We start from the raw sequence: 17,141 nt of genomic DNA on the forward strand, positions 1-17,141 counted from the left end.
TCGTCCTGAAGCTCACAATTCCGGCTGGCGCGCGGCGTTGAGTTCAATAATATTGTGGTCCGGATCGAGCAGGAAAATCTGGGCAAAGCCGGTAATGCTGTTCGGGTTGGCTTTATGCTCGATATTATGGCGCTTGAGCCAGTCGATTGTCTGCTGATAATCATTAACGCGAATGGCAAAATGACCGTCGCGCGTATCGATGGTGCGGGTCCGCAGCGTCTCGCCATCGTGCACAATCAGGTGGAGCTGCTGGCCAGTCTCTCCGACCGAATACCATGCGCCGGGAAAATCAAACGGCGGCCGCTGCATTTCCTGCAAGCCGATGATTTCTTCATAAAAAGCCTTCGCCCGCTCAAGATCGGTCACAATCAAGCTGACATGATGAATGCCTTCAATCCCGAAAATTTGCTGGTTCATGATTTCATCCCCCTTGTAATCTAAGCTTATCATCATCTTATCACAAAGATTGCCGCAATCGCTTACTGGATCTGCTCCCTGCGCGTGATATCCGTTATCGTGCCAACCTGCATGTTCGCCGGGACAGCTCTTCTATCAGGGTCTATGGTGGACTGCCTGCAGCTGCTGGTACTGCTCGGTAACCTGTTGATCCGGCTCGATGCCCAGATCCAGGCGGAGCAGCTGTCTGTACGATTCGTAATAGTCTCTCATTTCCCTGTAATCCTTGAGCTGGGAATAAGCCTTCAGGATAAGCAGACAGAGCTCTCTGTCATAAGGCTCCTTCTCCTTCGCCTCCTGCAGCCGGTGAAGCGCCTGGAGCGCCTGCCCCGTTGAGAGCTCGTAACGGGCCATATCCAATGTGCCCTGTATAAACAGTATCTGCAGCCAGCTGCTCCTGGTCTTGGCCCATTCATAGTCGTGTTCCTCCAGATATTCGCCGCGGTACAGCTTCAGCGCGTAATCGAACTGAGTCTGGTTCTGCCTGTCTATGCCCGTCTGTCCATCCAGTATGCTTTCAAATTGCTCGACATCCGTAATAATCCCCTCCCCGAACAGAGCATAGCTCTCGAGGGCGAATTCCACGGAGGCTTGAATTCCCTGCTCCTTGAGCAGCTTGCGGATTCGATAGATGGAGGTATGCAGATGAGTCACGGCCTTATCCTGCTCGTAGCCGGCCCAGAGCGTTTCCGTGAGCTGCTGCTTGGGAATCCATTCGCCTTTGCGGTGCAGCAGATAGGCCAGCAGCTCCTGGGATTTCAGCGTGCGGAATTTGAGCCTGTCCCCTGCTTGCCGGCCTTTGCTCAATTCCAGGCGCTTAAAGCACAGCACTGTGGGGCTCTCCATCGCGGGCTTATCCTCCTGATGGCTCTCCCTGCCGCTTAAATACGCGCATATCCGATCCATGGTCTTGGAAAAACGGCTGGGATCTATCGGCTTCAGCAAATAATCCAGCGCATTCAGGTCGAATGCCTCCAGGGCGTAATCGGCATACGCAGTCACATAAATAATCCGGATGCTGCGATCAAGCTCCTGTATATGTTCCGCAGCATCCAGTCCGTTCATTTCCGGCATCCCGATATCCAGGAAGACGATGTCCACTTTCTCCCTGCCTATATGCTCAAGCCCGGCCTGTGCGGTCAGGTAAGCCCCCGTCATTTCAACGCGGCCGTCGCTGCGGATCAGCCGTTCCAGTTGAATGAGAGCCGGCCTCTCATCATCAATCAATATCGCGCGCATGAGTCTCACTCCCTGCTGTAATGTATATGCCAGATTACGGTTTCGGCACTTCAAATGAAACCGTCGTGCCGCGCCCCCATTCACTGTCAATGCGCAGTCCTTTGCCATAAAGCGTCAGCAGACGGCTGTGAATATTGATCAAGCCAACGCCACCTTTCTTCGGTTCCATCAGGAGGGAGCCGAGTCTGTCCGGCGGGATGCCGACACCGTCATCAGTGACGGACACCTTCAAGCCATGCTCCGTCTCTTGAATGGCAATCCTGATCGTTCCTCCATCCGCCTGCTGCATAATGCCGTGCCTGACGGCATTCTCCACAATCGGCTGGATGCTCAGAGGGGGGACAAGGGTCCGGCTCTGCTCATCGATATCGTATTCGACCTGAAGCCGTTCCTCGAATCGGGCTTTCTCCAGAAACAGATAAGATTGAATCAGCTCCAGCTCCTTGTGCAGCGGTGCCAGCTGTTCCCGGTTCTGAAAGTCGAAGCTGCCCCGCAGATAGCGGCTCAGCTCAATTAACAGCTGCATGGCTTTTTCGGGATCGTCGGGACATACGGCAATCGTGGTATTCAGCGCATTATAGAGAAAATGGGGCTTGATCTGCGCCTGGAGAAACGCCATCTCTGTGCGGATGGCCTGCTGGACCGACTTGCGCAGCTTCAGCAGGGTACCGACGCGGGCTCTGAGCTCGCCCGCTTCCACCGGCTTGCTCAGAAAATCATTGGCCCCTGCCTGAAAGCCTGTCTGAACATCCTCCGCCCGGCTCCTTGCCGTGAGCATCAGTACCGGCAGCTCGAACAGCGAGCAGCGGATGCGGATCGCCCGGCACAGCTCAATCCCCGACATCCCCGGCATAATCCAGTCCGTGATGACCAGATCCAGATGCGGAGTGGCGGCGATCACGGCCAGCGCTTCTTCCCCGTCATAAGCCGTAATGACCTTATAGCCGGTGATGCTCAGCAGATTTTCCAGCACCTGCAGGTTAACCGGATTGTCGTCCACAACCAGAATGGTGCCTTCGTTGTTCGCCGGTTCTTTCACCTTGCTCATGGCCGGGTCCGGCAGCGCGGCATCCGACTCCAGGTCCGGTGACAAGGAAGCCGCCGCTTCCTGACGGGCATCTCCCGCCATGAGGGAGGACCTGGTACGGGAAGCGGCTGGCAGGGTGAAATGGAATACAGCGCCCTGCCCCGAATCCGATTCCACGCCGATCTGACCGCCTCCCAGCTCGACCAGCCTTTTGGTGATGCTCAGTCCAAGCCCTGTGCCTCCATACTCCCGGTTCCCGGCATGGCTGCCCTGATCGTAGGCTTGAAATATATCCTCAAGCCTTTCCTTCGGAATTCCCGCGCCTGTATCGGCCACCTCCACCCTCACATAGGCTCCTGCCGCCCGCGCCGAGATGCGGATTTCTCCCCTTGGCGTATATTTCACCGCATTGCCCAGCAGGTTGTAGAGGATTTGCCGAAGCCTCTCCTCGTCGGTATCCAGAAGCATCAAATCCTCCGGCCAATCCTGAATGAAGCGGATATCCTTGACCCCGGCCAGATGCGCAATGACCTCCAGCACCGATTGAACGACAGAAGGCAAATCCACTTCCTGGCGGTAAAGAATGACTTCCCCGTTCTTCAGCTTCGCAAAATCGAGAATATCATTGATCAGGAAGCTCAGGCTTCTTCCCGTTGCGGCGATCGTAGCCAGATCCCGGCTCTGTTTGCTGCTCAGCACCCCTCCAGCTCCCTCCAGCAAGGAGTCCGCCATGTTGATGATGCCATGCAGCGGCGTACGAAGCTCATGCGAGGTGTTGGCCAGAAATTCATCGCGCAAGCCGTCAATGGTGAGCAGTCTCCGGGACAGCTGCCTTACTTCGATGAACGTTTTCTCGAATCGCCGGGCCATCAGAAAGGCCTGTAAAATAATAAACATCAGCATCTCGTAGGGAACAAACACCTGATCGTCCAGCAGGCCTAGGACATTCAGGCAGCTTACAGCCACAAGAACCAGAATGCTCGCCATGCTGAGCAGAATATAATGCGCATCCTCTCTCCGGTGGCGAATGCCGTGGATCAGATGATAGATGCCGTAGAGAAGCACAATCTGCGAGAATGCCGTCATCATAACACTGCCAACGGCAAACAGTCCTATAGGAATGACGATATTGATGAGCAGCAGAATCCCCATCAGGATGTTGATGGCAAGATAAAATCTGGCATGGATTTTCCTAGTGCCGAATGCAAGACCGTAACGGAACAAGCAATAATAGGCGAGTACCGGGGAAGTGGCCTGCAGCTTCATCACAAGCTCATAGGAAAGCCCGGGCAGCAGATTCGCCACCAGCTTCTCCCCATGGGTCAGTACATAGACCAGCGCGCTGACGCAAAATGCGCCGATAAAAAGCAGTCCCTGCTCCTCTCCCCTCCGTGCCCGATAGATGACCAGAAAATATAAAGCCAGAATCGACATGCCTACGGCAGCGGCAAGATCGGCGGTCATCTTCCACTCTCTGCTCACAACGATGGCAGTCTGGTCACCGAAGAGAATCGGATAGATCATACCGCCCGTCGCATAGCTGTAGTTGGATACCTGAACCAGGATATCCGCCGTGTTCCCCTCTACCTCGGCAAACCCTACATAGGGAATATTGCCCTGCCCGCCCTTCCGGTTCAGCGCCCCCGGATCGCCGCTGTTTCCGACCTCGCGGCTGTTGATGAAGATCCGGTTGGCCATCCTGATATTCGTCGTATGTATGCCGTACAAACCCGTTCCCGTCTCCGTGTCCGGCAGACGAATGCGCAGGTGGAAAGTGCCGTAGCCTGTCGCGGCCTCTTCGCCGTTCTCTGACAGATAATCATTCCATGCTCCCGGTATTTGCGCCTTGACCGGATTTTCCGGCTTGACCCCGCTCTGAAAATCAGCCGGCTCCAGCAGCTGTCCGCGGTAAAACTCCCATTCTCCGCCAAGACTCACCAGACCATCCTTGTCAAACCGCCAATCCGTAAGATCCATGATGCCTGCTTCCGCATGCACCTGTCCCTGTTCCTCCAGCATCAGATGAACAAACCAGAATATGGGTAATATGAGAACGAACAGAATGCCCGCGACAATGCCGATTATTTGATTCTTCATTCTTTGGCAGCTCCATAACCACAGTTGTTCACATTCGTAAAAGATACCGCTTGTGTTAATATTTAGGGTACCACAGCCTTAATAGGCGCACCAGACAAGATTGCAAAACAATCGGGAAACGCTATGAGGTTGACTGCCATCATACCGTCATACCTCGCGCAAGGCACCGAATCAGGGGTTTCCGCCGGTGAGACAGTCATTGACTTATGTGGATATAGCCGTCGGTTTTAATCCAGTTAATCAAACAAAAACCACATGGAGAATTCACTTCACTTGCAAGTGGCTTATCGTTCAAATTATTGGTACATTGATCAGTATGTTACTCTCGATTCTCCCCGCACAAAAAAACGCCCCGGACACACGAAGGCTTTTGACTGCCGTGTACCCGAAGCGATTTCTTATCGCATTCTAATCTATTATTCTTTTCCCGGCTCCGCGCACCATTCCAGGCAGTTCCCCAGAAGCTCCAGAAACGGCGCTGCCAGCAGACCTTCCCGCCGGTGCGCAGGCGCGAGGCAGCATACTTTTCCTTCGCCGTGCAGATGACGCCAGCCGCCGATTGACGAGCCGTCCTCGGACTCCGAGCGCAGGAATACCCCGGTGCTCTCCTCGGCGCAGCTCACGAAATAATGCTCATCGAGAAACTGGAAGCCTTCCGCCGACCAGCCGGTATCGGCTGTATTCACCGGTATGTAACGCACTTCCTTGTTTTGCGGCGGGTGGGAGATGAAGTACCCCTTCAGCATCCGGATATATTCGGAATCCTCAGCATAGGAAGCAAGCCCCGCATGCCAGGCCAGCCATGCTCCGCCGCCCTGGACGTAGCGCTCGATTGCCGCCGATACCGCCCCGTCCATCCACAGATCAACCTGTTCATCCTGCGGATTGAGACGGTTTTCCTTGAACAGGACGATCACCGCAGGGCCCTCTTCCAGCACCTGCAGGATTCGGTCCGTTCCCGTAAAATCAAGCGTCCACTCTCCACTTGATGCAGCCGCTCCAAACGCGTTCTCCAGTGATTCCCTGGCGAGCGCTTCATCATGATAAAAGTCGCCGACGATTGCCGTTATTCGTTTCGTCATACTCAAGACACAACCTTTCACGGCCGGATCGCCGGAAGACCCGCCTTTGCGGAATGTTTAATCCTGCTTCGGTCCAAGCTCCTGCAGTCCCAGCACCACGCCAAGAAGCGATTCCGTATCGAAGTAGCCGTACCGCCCCGAGCCATATTCGCCTTTGTGGGCCAGCGGGATTCCTTGTCCTTCAAGGAAGTTGATATGCTGCTGGAAGCCGTTGACCGTAAAGGTGATAAAGTGAACGCCGGGACCATGCTTTTGTTTGAATTCGTTCCAGGGGTTCGGCTCATCGAACGGCTCCATCAATTCGACGGTTACAGGACCCATTTGCAGATTGGCGAATTTCGTTCTGGCTGTAATATATTCGCCTCTGTACCAGGTGTAGGAGTTATCCGTGTGCTCCTGAACCGCATTCGGATCGGGCGTCTGAATCTCCGGCATTGCCAATCCGAACAGCCCGCAGTAGGCTTTGAGCGCCTTCTCGATATCGTCGACTACGATGCCGACTTTCAACAAGTTATTATTTTCGATATGCTCCATGACTAATCCTCTTTTCCGGGCGTCAGGTTTAGTTGTCGTTCTCGAGCAGCTCAAGCAGGATTTTCAACTGCTTCGACGTATCCATATAGGCGTAGCGTCCGCCTGTATATTCGCCCTTCTGCTGCAGCGGCATGCCGTTTTTCTCCATGACCGCAATCTTTTCCTTCATGCCCTTGACGACAAAAGCGATATGATGGGCGCCTTCGCCATGCTCATTCAGGTAATCGCGCCAGGTGCTCGGATTGTGATCGGGCTCGATCAGCTCCAGCTGCAGCGAACCCATATCGAAAAATGCCAGCTTCGAACGGGCTTCCGAAGAAACGCCATTATATTCCGTTTGCGCCACATCAACCGTATCCGTCCAGAACCACTTCGGCGTCTCGATGCCGAGGAAGTCGGCATACGCCTGGGAAGTAGCTTCAATGTCATGGACCAGGATTCCGATTTGCGCAACCACATTCGTGCCCAATATATTTTTATCCATGATAGATCTCCTTTAGGTTGATCGAATTTGCGGCAGGCAGGCTGCCTGTCACACCTGAAGCTCGCTGATGGATACCCAGCGCCGCTCTGCGATGGATACGTCAACGGCTTCCAGAATTTCCTGACATTTGATGCCGTCCACGAAATTCGGTTCTGGCTGGCGGCCGCCTTGAATGGCGTCCATAAGCTCCAGGATTTCATGAATGAACGTATGCTCGAAGCCGATCGTATGGCCGGGCGGCCACCAGGCGTCCATATAATCATGGGCGGGGTCTGTTGCAAGCACGCGCCGGAAGCCCTGCACATCATCCGCATCGCCGGTAAAATAAACCTCCAGCTCATTCATGCGCTCAAAGTCGAAACGAACGCTTCCTTTGCTGCCGTTAATTTCAAACGCATTCGTGCAGCGGTGTCCTGCCGCAAAGCGGCTTGCTTCAAAGCTTCCCAGAGCGCCGCTTGCAAACCGGGCCATAAACAGCGTGGCGTCATCCACCGTGACTTCGCCCATGGGGCCATCCGTATTTCCTTGCGCGCTCAGGCCGGTCATGGACTCGGCGATTGGACGCTCCTTGACGAAGGTCTCGTCCATTCCGACCACCTCTTTAATCTCGCCAACCAGGTACCGGGCCAGATCAATCAGATGCGCGCCGAGATCGCCGTGCGAGCCGGAGCCCGCCACTTCCTTCTTCAGCCGCCAAACGAGCGGGAACGCCGGATCAACCAGCCAATCCTGCAGGAAGGTCGCGCGGAAATGATGAATTTTGCCGATTCTGCCTTCGGCAATCAGCTTCTTCGCCAAGCGGATAGCCGGTGCAAAGCGGTAATTGAAGCCAACCATATGCTTGACGCCGGCCGCTTCCGCCGCCTGCAGCATCTCTCTCGCGTCGGACAGCGTCAGCGCGAGCGGCTTCTCGCAGAACAGATGCTTGCCAGCCTGCGCTGCCGCAATGGCAATTTCCTTGTGCGCATCGCTCGGGGCATTGATATCAACCAGGTCGATATCCTCCCGCTTGACCAGCTCGCGCCAATCCGTAACCGCATGCTCCCAGCCGAACTGCTTCGCCGCCTGCTGTACGCCCTGCTCGTCCCTGCCGCAGATCGCCTTCATGACCGGAGCCGGAGAATCCGGAAAAAACATCGGCAAATCGCGATACGCATGGCTGTGCGCCTTACCCATAAATTTATAACCGATCATTCCAACTCGTATCGATTTCATGCTTCATGCCTCCATTCCGCCTATCTATGAATCTCTCTCTTCTTCTATTGTTAGTTAAAGCATAATCTTCTGGCCGGTTCTTGCGCTTTCCAGCGCGCCAAAGACCATCGATACGCTCTTGATGTTGTCCGTACAATCCGTTTCGGCAGGACGATCCTGCTCCAGCGCCTCGAACATATTGTCCAGGCAGCCAAAATGGCCTTCCCGGCCCGTCCAGATATCCGGCACTTCCACTAGTTTGCCTGGACGGATAAAGCCTTCTTCGCCCTCGACAACCTCTGCGACAGGACGATTGTCCCCATCCCATTTGGCCGTCCCTTGGCTTCCTGTAACGCGCCAATCGGACTCCCATGAGGTTCCTGCACCTTGAGCGCTCCATGAACCGCGGTACGAGAATACGGAACCGTCGCTCATTTCGAAGATGCAGATCGCCGAAGCATTGCCTGCGTACCATGAACCTGCCGGATTGTATTCGTGGCAGTAGACCGACACCGGATCAGCTCCGCTGAGGAAGCGCGCCTGGTCGAACGTATGAATCGCCATATCCAGGATCAGCGGGCTTGCCATCGTCTCACGGAAGCCTCCGAAATGCGGTCCGAGAAAGAAATCAGCATGCAGCGAGCCGACTGTTCCGATCGCACCGGATGCCAGAAAACTGGACAAGGCGCGGATATGCTTCAAATAACGGCGGTTCTGCATAACGGAATACCGCTTGCCGGACCCGCTCGCCACAGCCAGAACTTCCTGTGCGTCTGCCAATGTTTCCGCCATCGGCTTCTCTCCGAATACATGGGCGCCCGCCTGCAGCGCAGTTGTCGCAATCTGCTTGTGGCTGGCAGGAATCGTGACGTCAAATACCAGATTCGCACCCGTTTGGCTGAGAGCGGTGGACAAATCCGTAAATGTCGGAACATTCAACCCGCGCTTCTGCGCCATTTTCTTGGCTGCTTCCTCGAAGAGGTCCACAAGCCCTACAATTTCAACATTCTCACGCTGTGCGGCGTAGTCAAGCCACTCGTTGGCCATTCCGCCACAGCCGGCAACCACAACTTTATGAAGCGCCATACCGCTCACCTCTTTCTATTCATAATATTCAGGTATGATGTCTATGACGGGTTTGGAATAAAATCGCCGCCGCGGCAGTTTTTCAGATAGTTGAGCGCGTGTACCTGTCCCGTCATCTCCCAATCATCGCGGTAAACCGGATCATGCCAGCCTTCGATATCAATGCTGCCCTCGTATCCGTGCTGCCGGAGAATCGAAATGACATCCGTCCAATTGGTGTCGCCGAAGCCTGGCGTACGGTGCCATACGAACGGTTTCGGTCCGTGAATGCCGTATTCGCGTACGACATCCCAAGCGATTGTGGCATCCTTGCCGTGCACATTGAAGATTTTCCCTACCCATTTCCGCAGCTGCGGGATCGGATCGATCAGGCTGACCATTTGATGGGTCGGTTCCCATTGAAGTCCGATATTTTCCGCAGGAAGGGCGTTGAACATTCTTTCCCATGCCGTCGGATTATGCGCGATATTCCAGTCTCCGCTTTCCCATGTGCCGCCCATATCGCAGTTTTCAAAAGCCAGCTTGACGCCTTTGTCGGCCGCGCGTTTCGCCAATTCCCCGAACACCTCCGTGTAACGCGGGAGAGAGTCGTCGATCGTACCCGGCATACGCCCGGTGAAGCCCGCTACCAGATCCGTTCCGAATTCATGCGCATGGTCGATCAGCCGTTCCCAGCTGGCCAGCGTATCGGCGTTGTCGCCTTCGCCGGTGAGCGGATTGCCGAAGATGCCGAGGCTGGAGATGGGAACGCCCTTCTCCGCCAGAATTTCCTTAACCCGCTTGGCGGTCTCGGACAAGTCCAGACCATTGGTCGACTGCCAGAAGGTAAGACTGAATGATTCAAAGCCATGAGGAAGAATTTGCGGCAGGACGCGAACTGCGTCCCCGCCGCCAACAAGGGTGCCGATCCGAATTTGTTTCATATGAATAAGACTCCTTTAAGTAATTTGATAGCGCCGGCTTATTCCTTGACCGAGCCCAGCGTGATGCCGTGAATGAAGAAGCGCTGCAGGAAAGGATAAACGACCAGAACCGGGATCATCGCGATGAATATTTTTGCCGCGTTCAAGGTCTTGTTGGACAGCTGGCTCAACCGCTGCAGCTGATCCGTGGACATGGTCGACGGATCCAGCATGACAACGACCTGCTGGATATACGTCTGCAGCGGGTAATACTGCTCGCGCGTCATGAAGACCAGTCCGTACAAAAACTCATTCCAGTGATAAACGATGCTGAACAGCGATACGGTAGCCAGAACCGGCGCGGACAGCGGAACATATACTTTGAGCAGGATATACCAGGGGCCCGCTCCGTCCACAAGAGCCGCCTCGTCCAGTTCCTTGGGCAGATTGCGGAAGAAGTTCATGGCCAGAATCACGTTGAACACCAGGGTTTGCGCCCCTCCGACGAGAACCAGCGACCAGATGCTGTTGAACAGGCCGAGCTGCTTGATCGTCAGGTACAGCGGAATCAAGCCGCCGTTGAACAGCATGGTGAAGATCATGGCCCACATGAGAAAGTTCCGCAGCCTGAAATCCTTGATCGTCTTCGACAGCGGATAAGCCATCAGCGGCACGACCAGTAAATTCAGGCCCGCCCCCAGCACGACACGCTTAATCGACGTCCAGAAGGAAACGAAGAACTGGTTGTCCTGCAGCAGCTGCTTGTAGGAGTTCAAATTAAAGCCGACCGGCCATAATGAGACTTGCCCTCCCGCCGCAGCGGATTTGGTACTGAACGATACCGCCAGCGTATACCATAGCGGGAGTATGCAGGTGAGAGCGACTACGACAAGAATAATCACAATCAGCACATCGAATATTTTTGAACCGGCTGTCGTATCTTTGACCATTTCCGCCAGCCTCCTCTCTTAGAAAATCCGGTAATTGGCCCACTTGTAGGCCGCTACATACGAGATGGCAATAAGAATGAACCCGATCAGGGATTTGAGCAGCCCTACGGCGGTCGCAAGCTCATACTGCAAATTCAGCAGCCCTGTGCGGTAAACCCAGGTATCGATGATGTCCCCCGACGAATAGACAAGGGGATTATATAAGTTGAAAATTTGGTCAAAGCCCGCATTCAGAACATTCCCGAGGCCCAGTACGGCAAGCAGGGCAGCGGTTGTGCGTATGCCCGGCAGCGTCACATGCCACAATCGGCGCATCCGCGACGCTCCGTCGATCCCTGCCGCTTCATACAAGGCGGGATTGATGCCGGTCAGGGCAGCCAAATAAATAATCATATTGAAGCCGAATTCCTTCCATACATCGGTGCCAACCGCGAGAAAAGGAAACAGCGGCGCACTGGCGAAGAAATTGGTTGCTTTCAGACCGAAGACAGACAATATGCCATTGATGGGACCGTCAAAGGAGAACAAATCCAATACAATGCCTCCAAGAATAACCCATGACAGAAAGTGAGGCAGATAAACAATGGTCTGCACCCATTTTTTAAGCACGGTAATGCGCAGCTCATTGAGCAGCAAGGCAAAAACAAGCGGGACAATCAGATTGGCGATAATCTTCATCAAAGCAATGAAAATCGTGTTGAAAAAGATGCTTCTGGTATCGCTGAGCGTAAACATGTAACGGAAATTTTCCAGTCCGACCCATTCCGAGCCGAGCATTCCCTTGACGGGGTTATAATGCTCAAATGCGATGATAATCCCGAACATGGGAAAAATACTGAATACTCCAAGCCATATAAATCCCGGCAGAAGCATAGCGTAATAATGCTTGGCAAACCCTTTGGTATTCACTGGTTATCCCTCCCCAAGTATTCATATGGCCGGGAATATAGGAGGGCTTGTGATTCAAGCCCCCCTGGTCATCCTCTTTATTCCTTGACTGCTTCAGCAACCTCGGCGGTAATTTGATCGCCGCCTTGTTTCTTCCAATCGGTTACGAACTTATCGAAGGTGTCGAGCGGAGCTCCCCCGACGACGATTTTCAGGAAGGTTTCATCTTCCATTTTCTTCAGGTTGACCCATTTGGTCTCCATCGCGTTCGTCTGCGAGTAGAGCAGACTGCTTACCCGGTTCATCTGCACGTCCACGTTAGGCGCAACGCCGACCATGATCGAATACAGACGGGTCCAGGCGCCCATATCGGCCGTTGGATTCCAGTATTGGATATCCATCTTGTCGTAAGGCTCGATTTTTACTTTTTTGATATTCGTCAAATCGCCCTGCAGCAGCTTGTACTCCGGTTTGTCAGCAAAGTCCTCCGGCGTTTTCGCTCCGGAAAGCACATCGCGTACCGCTTGAACGGTAAATTCCGATTCATCGGAAGGTCCAAGAGCAAGACGGACAGGGTAGAAGCCGATTGAACCTTTGGTCAAATCAAATTTGCTTTCGTCGCGAAGCAGCAGATTTTGCAGCTTGATGACGGCTTCGGGATTTTTATAATCTTTGGACACGACTACGAATTGACCGGCCGGCGCGCTCAGATGCGGGCTGAATTGTCCTTGCGCATCAAGCGGCAGCGCGTAAGCTTGCCAGTTCGCTTTCGGATTTTGTTTAACGGCATCCGTGAGCGGACCGTATCCCATCCACCAAGGAGCGAAGAACATACCCGTTTGACCGCTGACGATCGACTCTCCGGAATCGGTGCGGATCGCCATTTGCGGATCGATCAATCCTTTGGAATACAGATCTCTAAGCTTGCCAAGCGCTTCTTTCGTTTGCGGCAGCGTCGAGCCATAGGCCGGATTGCCGTCCGCATCTTTTACCCAGTAACCGGGGTATGCGCCATAGGCCGAGAAAATCGGATCGAAGCCGTAGAGATTGTTCGCTGAATCAAGGAAGTTCGCATACATTTTACCGCTGCTGGATGGTCCGGCGATGCCGATCGTATCTTTCTTGCCATTGCCGTCAGGGTCCTGGTTGGTGAAAGCGTCTGCCACTTTCTCCAGATCCGCCATCGTTTTGGGAGGCTCAAGGCCGAGCTTGTCGAGCCAATCCTTACGGATCCACATCTCGTGGATACCGGCATCCTCCGCCTGTGGCAGCGCCATGATTTTGCCGTCAAATGTAACGGTATCCATCGCGCGCTTGTTCGAATCTTCCAGAACGCGCTTCAGTGCCGGCGATGCATTCGAATTAAAAGCCTCCGTCAAGTCAGCCAGCTGACCGTTATCGTACATAAGGCGCATTTGCTGGGCATTGACCACCATGGCATCCGGCAGGTCGTTGCTTGAGATGGAAAGGCTGACTTTCTGATCATAGTTGGTTGGAGATGCCGTGAAGGCATTGGAGACATCGATATTCAAGTTGTCCTTGATGTATCGGGTGAACTGGTTATTATCCGGCGTGTCGCCGGCTGGCAGCGATTTGTCGGCCGGATCTACCTTTTGTCCGACGGCCAGGGTGACCGGCTCTGTGTATTTACCGAATGGATCTGCCGGTGCAGCCGGCGCATTTCCCGACTGATTGTCCCCGTTGTTCGAAGATGTGTTCGAATTCGATTGGCTGCAGGCGCTGATGACCAGTACAAATGCCAAAAGCAGCGTCAGCGTTGCCATGCCTTTTCTTTTGTTTCTCAACATGCTCCCCTTCTTTCCGAGTAGTCGTCAACTTGCATGATAAATGTAGCACATCCAAAGCCCCATTTTAGACAGGGAGCGGTTTTGTGATAAGGGGGAGAAATGAACGGTTTTCCTCCCTGCCGGATGCCATTTTTCACCCTTTTCGGACAAACCTCTACCCTGCTTGTCGGACAAATGTCCCCCCGGGTAGAGGTTTGAAGGATGGATATGCGGTATAGGAGTGAAATCGACATCTTTTTCTGCCCTATTCCTTGCGGTGCATTTTGCGGAAGGTGCTTGGCAGCTCGCCGGTCTGCTCGCGGAACACCGTGCTGAAATATTTCCCGTCCAGGTAGCCGGTTTTTTCCGCCACCCACAGGATCGGCATGTTCGTATGCACCAGGTACTCTTTGGCCTTGTCCACTCTGGCTTGGCGCACGTACTCATTGAACGTCTTCCCGATAATATCCCTGAAGCATTGGCTGAAATAGCTGCGGCTCATATTGACCCGCTTGGCGATATCGGCGGCATACAGCTGCCCGCTCAGCTGCTCCTGAATCAATTGCACGGCTCTCATAACTGCATCCTGGACCTCCTGGGAATAATGAGGTGCGCCCAATGTCCTACTTATCGTTTTCCGAATTTGCCGGAACCATTCATTGGCTTCATGCCAGGAATAAAATCCCTCCGGAAGCACCAGTCCGGACGGGAGGACCGAGCTGTACAGTTCATTCCATTCATCCGTCAGCTTGCGCAGAAATAGCATGAGCCTGGACGGAGGCAGCTTCATCGACTTGAGCCTGTCCAGAAGCACGGCAAACCGCTCATCATTGTGTATCCAGCCAAGCGCCGACCACTGCTCGGCTGCTTCTGCGATTTCGCGATCATAACCGTCCGGCAGCCTCTCCTTCTCCTGCAGCTCGCGAAGGGATCGCCGGATCAGCTTGTCCTCCGGATGATAATCGTAAAATAAGAGATGCTTCCTGTATGCGAGCAGCGCCTGCTGCACCTCCGTCTTCTCGATGCCCCGCAGTCCTTCCAGACATAGAAGCACCCAGTTCTCCCGGCTCTGAACAGCCTCCGTCAATACGGCGAACATCGCGTCATTCTCCCGTTTATCGGCCGGATACCGGATCCACTGCTGCTCGTCCGGGCTGCTGCCTGAGGGCTCCGGATAAAGCGAATGGACCCAAGCCGGGTCTGCTTGCGCCTCCGGGGAAAGCAGCGCATACCCTTGATCCACCCCAATGGTTTCATCGGAGGCAGGACCCGCGGCGGACTGCTTCCCTTTCTGCTGTTCCTCCTTGATCCGCGCATGAATACGCGCCAGTATCTCGGAGAACCGGTCCTGAGCCAGCTCCACTTTGGCAATATAGTCGATTGCCCCAAGCCGCAGCGCCTCCTGGATATATTCAAAATCCTGATGCAGCGTCAGGACAATAATATACAGATTCGGATAGCGCTTGCGGACGATCCGCATCAGCTCAATTCCCGACATGACGGGCATGGCGAGGTCCGTGAGCATCAAATCCACCTCGTTCTGCTCCAGAAATTCGATGGCCTTCTCGCCGTTTTTGGCTTCACCCACCACCTGCATTCCAAACTCCGCCCACGGCAATGATGTTATAATGCCCTGTCTTACCAATTTTTCGTCGTCTACGACTAATATCCGGATCACAGCGTATCCTCCTTCAATATCGGCAAACTCAAGTATATGCTCGTCCCTTGTCCGGGCGCGCTCTCGATATGTATCCGCGCTTTGCCGTTGTAATAAACCTCAAGCATCCGCTTCACGTAATTCATGCCGATGCCCATGCCGACCTTCTCCCGTTCCATCTGTTCACTGTGGAGCAGCTTGTTGATGGCCTCCTGGGTCATCCCCGACCCGTTGTCCTGGATGGAAATCTCAATCATTTCCTGCGCCTTTACGCGAACCTGGATAACCCCGTTGTCGCTGAAGCCATGGTAGAGGGAATTTTCCACAAGCGGCTGCAGAATGAAACGCGGTATCGGCATGTCGAGCAGGCTTTGATCCACCTCGATATCAACCTGGAATTCAAAATCATAGCGGATTTTCTGCAGGATCAAATACTGCTTAAGCGCATCGACTTCATCGCGGATCGTGGAGGACTGCCCCAGTTTGCCGAGATTATAATGCAGCAGCTTGTTCAGGGAAGAAATAATCCGGTCGATTTCATTCTGCCCGTTCATAACGGCAAGCCAGTGCACCGTATCGAGAGTATTCATCAGAAAATGCGGATTAATCTGATAGAGCAGCTTTTCCACCTCCAGATCGGCTCTCCTTTTCTCCTTCTGCTGAACCTCCACGAACAAATCCCAGATCTGCGTCTTCATATCGCGGAACTGATCCAGCAGCTGGTCAAATTCCGGAATTCTCGTCCGAACAAGGAGAGACGGCGTCTTGTTGCTCGTCATCAGCTTGATTTCCTTGTTGAAATTCGATAACGGACGATAGACCATTTTCCACAGCAGCCACGCCATGAGCACACTGACCCCCAGGAAGAAAAGGGAGGAAACGATGGTTTGCAGAAACCATTTGTTCATTTCTTTGTTGTAGTCCGCATTGGAAATAACCGACACGATGCTCCAGCCCTGGTTGCTGGTTTCATCAAACCAATAATACTCGTTATGCAGACCATGCGATTTGACAGCTGTATCACTGGTGAATACAGAGTTTATCGGAAATTCCTCAGGAATCTCGCTATATGTAATTTTATGGTTATTATCTAAAAAGAGATAAAAAGCATGCTGGGCATTTTCCCCGTTATCCAAAATGCTTTCCGTCAATTTAAAATTGCTCTCGATATAAACATAAACGTCATTCCGGCTTGGCAGATCCACCTTCCGCATAGCAGACAGCACATATTTATTATTAAAGCGGTCGTAGCTGACATGCGGGCCGTAATAGGTGATGCCGTAATATTCGGCCAAGAGCGGCAGACGCTTCGGATCAAAATCCGGCTTGACGCCAGAAGTTTCAAATTGATGGAGCCCGTCCTTTTGAAAGTAATACATCGTGAGACCGACATTCGTATTCGTGAAGGTAATCAGATTAAGCTCGCTGTTGATTTGAGTGGTCATTTGCGAACGCTCATACGCATTGCCCGAGGTTAACAAAATTTCCAGTTCCCTGCCGATCGTTCCCTTGAACGCGAGCTGCTCGGATACGGAATTCAAGTTCCCGATCGCATTCTCCAGGGAATATTCGACCTGTCTGAGATTGCTTTGAATGCCATCCTGAATTTTATTGGTAAGAATGGAGTATATCGTGTGGTAGGAGATAAAAAACACAAAAATGAAGGGGAGCAGGGAGCTGATCAGGAAGAGAATGATTATTCTTTTTTTTAGCGTCATGGATCCGCTGGTGATACGTTTCATCGTTCGTTTCATGGCT

The 17,141-nt window shown here is 53.4% G+C and carries 14 protein-coding genes; all 14 read right to left on the reverse strand.

Annotated elements, in window-relative coordinates:
* Window positions 1-12: 12 nt before the first annotated feature.
* The 14 genes from AC0YOB_RS34235 to AC0YOB_RS34300 all read right to left on the reverse strand — a co-directional run bounded on the left by AC0YOB_RS34235 (window position 13) and on the right by AC0YOB_RS34300 (window position 17,101).
* The gene (locus AC0YOB_RS34235; protein ID WP_475796588.1) at window positions 13-417 is read right to left on the reverse strand and encodes a VOC family protein; all 405 of its coding nucleotides are present in this window, start codon (window positions 415-417) and stop codon (window positions 13-15) included.
* A 135-nt stretch (window positions 418-552) separates the two neighbouring features.
* Window positions 553-1,695, reverse strand: coding sequence for a response regulator (locus AC0YOB_RS34240; protein ID WP_475796589.1), 1,143 nt, complete (start codon window positions 1,693-1,695; stop codon window positions 553-555).
* A 34-nt stretch (window positions 1,696-1,729) separates the two neighbouring features.
* Window positions 1,730-4,819 (reverse strand): hybrid sensor histidine kinase/response regulator, encoded by a 3,090-nt coding sequence (locus tag AC0YOB_RS34245; RefSeq protein ID WP_475796590.1) that lies wholly within the window; start codon window positions 4,817-4,819, stop codon window positions 1,730-1,732.
* A gap of 416 nt (window positions 4,820-5,235) precedes the next feature.
* Window positions 5,236-5,901, reverse strand: a complete 666-nt coding sequence (locus tag AC0YOB_RS34250) for a ThuA domain-containing protein (RefSeq protein WP_475796591.1) — start codon at window positions 5,899-5,901, stop codon at window positions 5,236-5,238.
* 57 nt (window positions 5,902-5,958) lie between these two features.
* A complete protein-coding gene (locus tag AC0YOB_RS34255) occupies window positions 5,959-6,435 on the reverse strand; it encodes a VOC family protein (RefSeq protein ID WP_475796592.1) in 477 nt (158 codons plus the stop codon).
* Window positions 6,436-6,463: 28 nt separating this feature from the next.
* On the reverse strand, window positions 6,464-6,919 hold the full coding sequence (locus tag AC0YOB_RS34260; RefSeq protein ID WP_475771952.1) for a VOC family protein: 456 nt from the start codon (window positions 6,917-6,919) through the stop codon (window positions 6,464-6,466).
* A 48-nt stretch (window positions 6,920-6,967) separates the two neighbouring features.
* On the reverse strand, window positions 6,968-8,134 hold the full coding sequence (locus AC0YOB_RS34265) for a Gfo/Idh/MocA family protein (protein WP_475796593.1): 1,167 nt from the start codon (window positions 8,132-8,134) through the stop codon (window positions 6,968-6,970).
* Between the two features lie 54 nt (window positions 8,135-8,188).
* Window positions 8,189-9,199 (reverse strand): Gfo/Idh/MocA family protein, encoded by a 1,011-nt coding sequence (locus AC0YOB_RS34270; RefSeq protein WP_475796594.1) that lies wholly within the window; start codon window positions 9,197-9,199, stop codon window positions 8,189-8,191.
* 41 nt (window positions 9,200-9,240) lie between these two features.
* Window positions 9,241-10,122, reverse strand: coding sequence for a sugar phosphate isomerase/epimerase family protein (locus tag AC0YOB_RS34275; protein WP_210046267.1), 882 nt, complete (start codon window positions 10,120-10,122; stop codon window positions 9,241-9,243).
* 38 nt (window positions 10,123-10,160) lie between these two features.
* The gene (locus AC0YOB_RS34280; protein ID WP_475796595.1) at window positions 10,161-11,051 is read right to left on the reverse strand and encodes a carbohydrate ABC transporter permease; all 891 of its coding nucleotides are present in this window, start codon (window positions 11,049-11,051) and stop codon (window positions 10,161-10,163) included.
* 18 nt (window positions 11,052-11,069) lie between these two features.
* Window positions 11,070-11,960 carry an ABC transporter permease gene (locus AC0YOB_RS34285; RefSeq protein ID WP_475796596.1) on the reverse strand — a complete coding sequence of 297 codons (891 nt, stop codon included), beginning with the start codon at window positions 11,958-11,960 and terminating at the stop codon, window positions 11,070-11,072.
* 77 nt (window positions 11,961-12,037) lie between these two features.
* The gene (locus tag AC0YOB_RS34290) at window positions 12,038-13,747 is read right to left on the reverse strand and encodes an extracellular solute-binding protein (protein ID WP_475796597.1); all 1,710 of its coding nucleotides are present in this window, start codon (window positions 13,745-13,747) and stop codon (window positions 12,038-12,040) included.
* A gap of 244 nt (window positions 13,748-13,991) precedes the next feature.
* Complete coding sequence (locus tag AC0YOB_RS34295; protein WP_475796598.1) at window positions 13,992-15,404, reverse strand: response regulator transcription factor; 1,413 nt, start codon at window positions 15,402-15,404, stop codon at window positions 13,992-13,994.
* Complete coding sequence (locus AC0YOB_RS34300; protein ID WP_210046276.1) at window positions 15,401-17,101, reverse strand: sensor histidine kinase; 1,701 nt, start codon at window positions 17,099-17,101, stop codon at window positions 15,401-15,403. Before AC0YOB_RS34300 ends, AC0YOB_RS34295 begins: the two co-directional genes overlap by 4 nt.
* Window positions 17,102-17,141: the final 40 nt, after the last annotated feature.

This window comes from Paenibacillus sp. JT31N17, from assembly GCF_056269255.1.

Coding starts and splice junctions, on each gene's coding strand:
- AC0YOB_RS34235 (WP_475796588.1), bottom strand. CDS start 417: ATGAACCAGCAAATTTTCGGGATTGAAGGCATTCATCATGTCAGCTTG.
- AC0YOB_RS34240 (WP_475796589.1), bottom strand. CDS start 1,695: ATGCGCGCGATATTGATTGATGATGAGAGGCCGGCTCTCATTCAACTG.
- AC0YOB_RS34245 (WP_475796590.1), bottom strand. CDS start 4,819: ATGAAGAATCAAATAATCGGCATTGTCGCGGGCATTCTGTTCGTTCTC.
- AC0YOB_RS34250 (WP_475796591.1), bottom strand. CDS start 5,901: ATGACGAAACGAATAACGGCAATCGTCGGCGACTTTTATCATGATGAA.
- AC0YOB_RS34255 (WP_475796592.1), bottom strand. CDS start 6,435: ATGGAGCATATCGAAAATAATAACTTGTTGAAAGTCGGCATCGTAGTC.
- AC0YOB_RS34260 (WP_475771952.1), bottom strand. CDS start 6,919: ATGGATAAAAATATATTGGGCACGAATGTGGTTGCGCAAATCGGAATC.
- AC0YOB_RS34265 (WP_475796593.1), bottom strand. CDS start 8,134: ATGAAATCGATACGAGTTGGAATGATCGGTTATAAATTTATGGGTAAG.
- AC0YOB_RS34270 (WP_475796594.1), bottom strand. CDS start 9,199: ATGGCGCTTCATAAAGTTGTGGTTGCCGGCTGTGGCGGAATGGCCAAC.
- AC0YOB_RS34275 (WP_210046267.1), bottom strand. CDS start 10,122: ATGAAACAAATTCGGATCGGCACCCTTGTTGGCGGCGGGGACGCAGTT.
- AC0YOB_RS34280 (WP_475796595.1), bottom strand. CDS start 11,051: ATGGTCAAAGATACGACAGCCGGTTCAAAAATATTCGATGTGCTGATT.
- AC0YOB_RS34290 (WP_475796597.1), bottom strand. CDS start 13,747: ATGTTGAGAAACAAAAGAAAAGGCATGGCAACGCTGACGCTGCTTTTG.
- AC0YOB_RS34300 (WP_210046276.1), bottom strand. CDS start 17,101: ATGACGCTAAAAAAAAGAATAATCATTCTCTTCCTGATCAGCTCCCTG.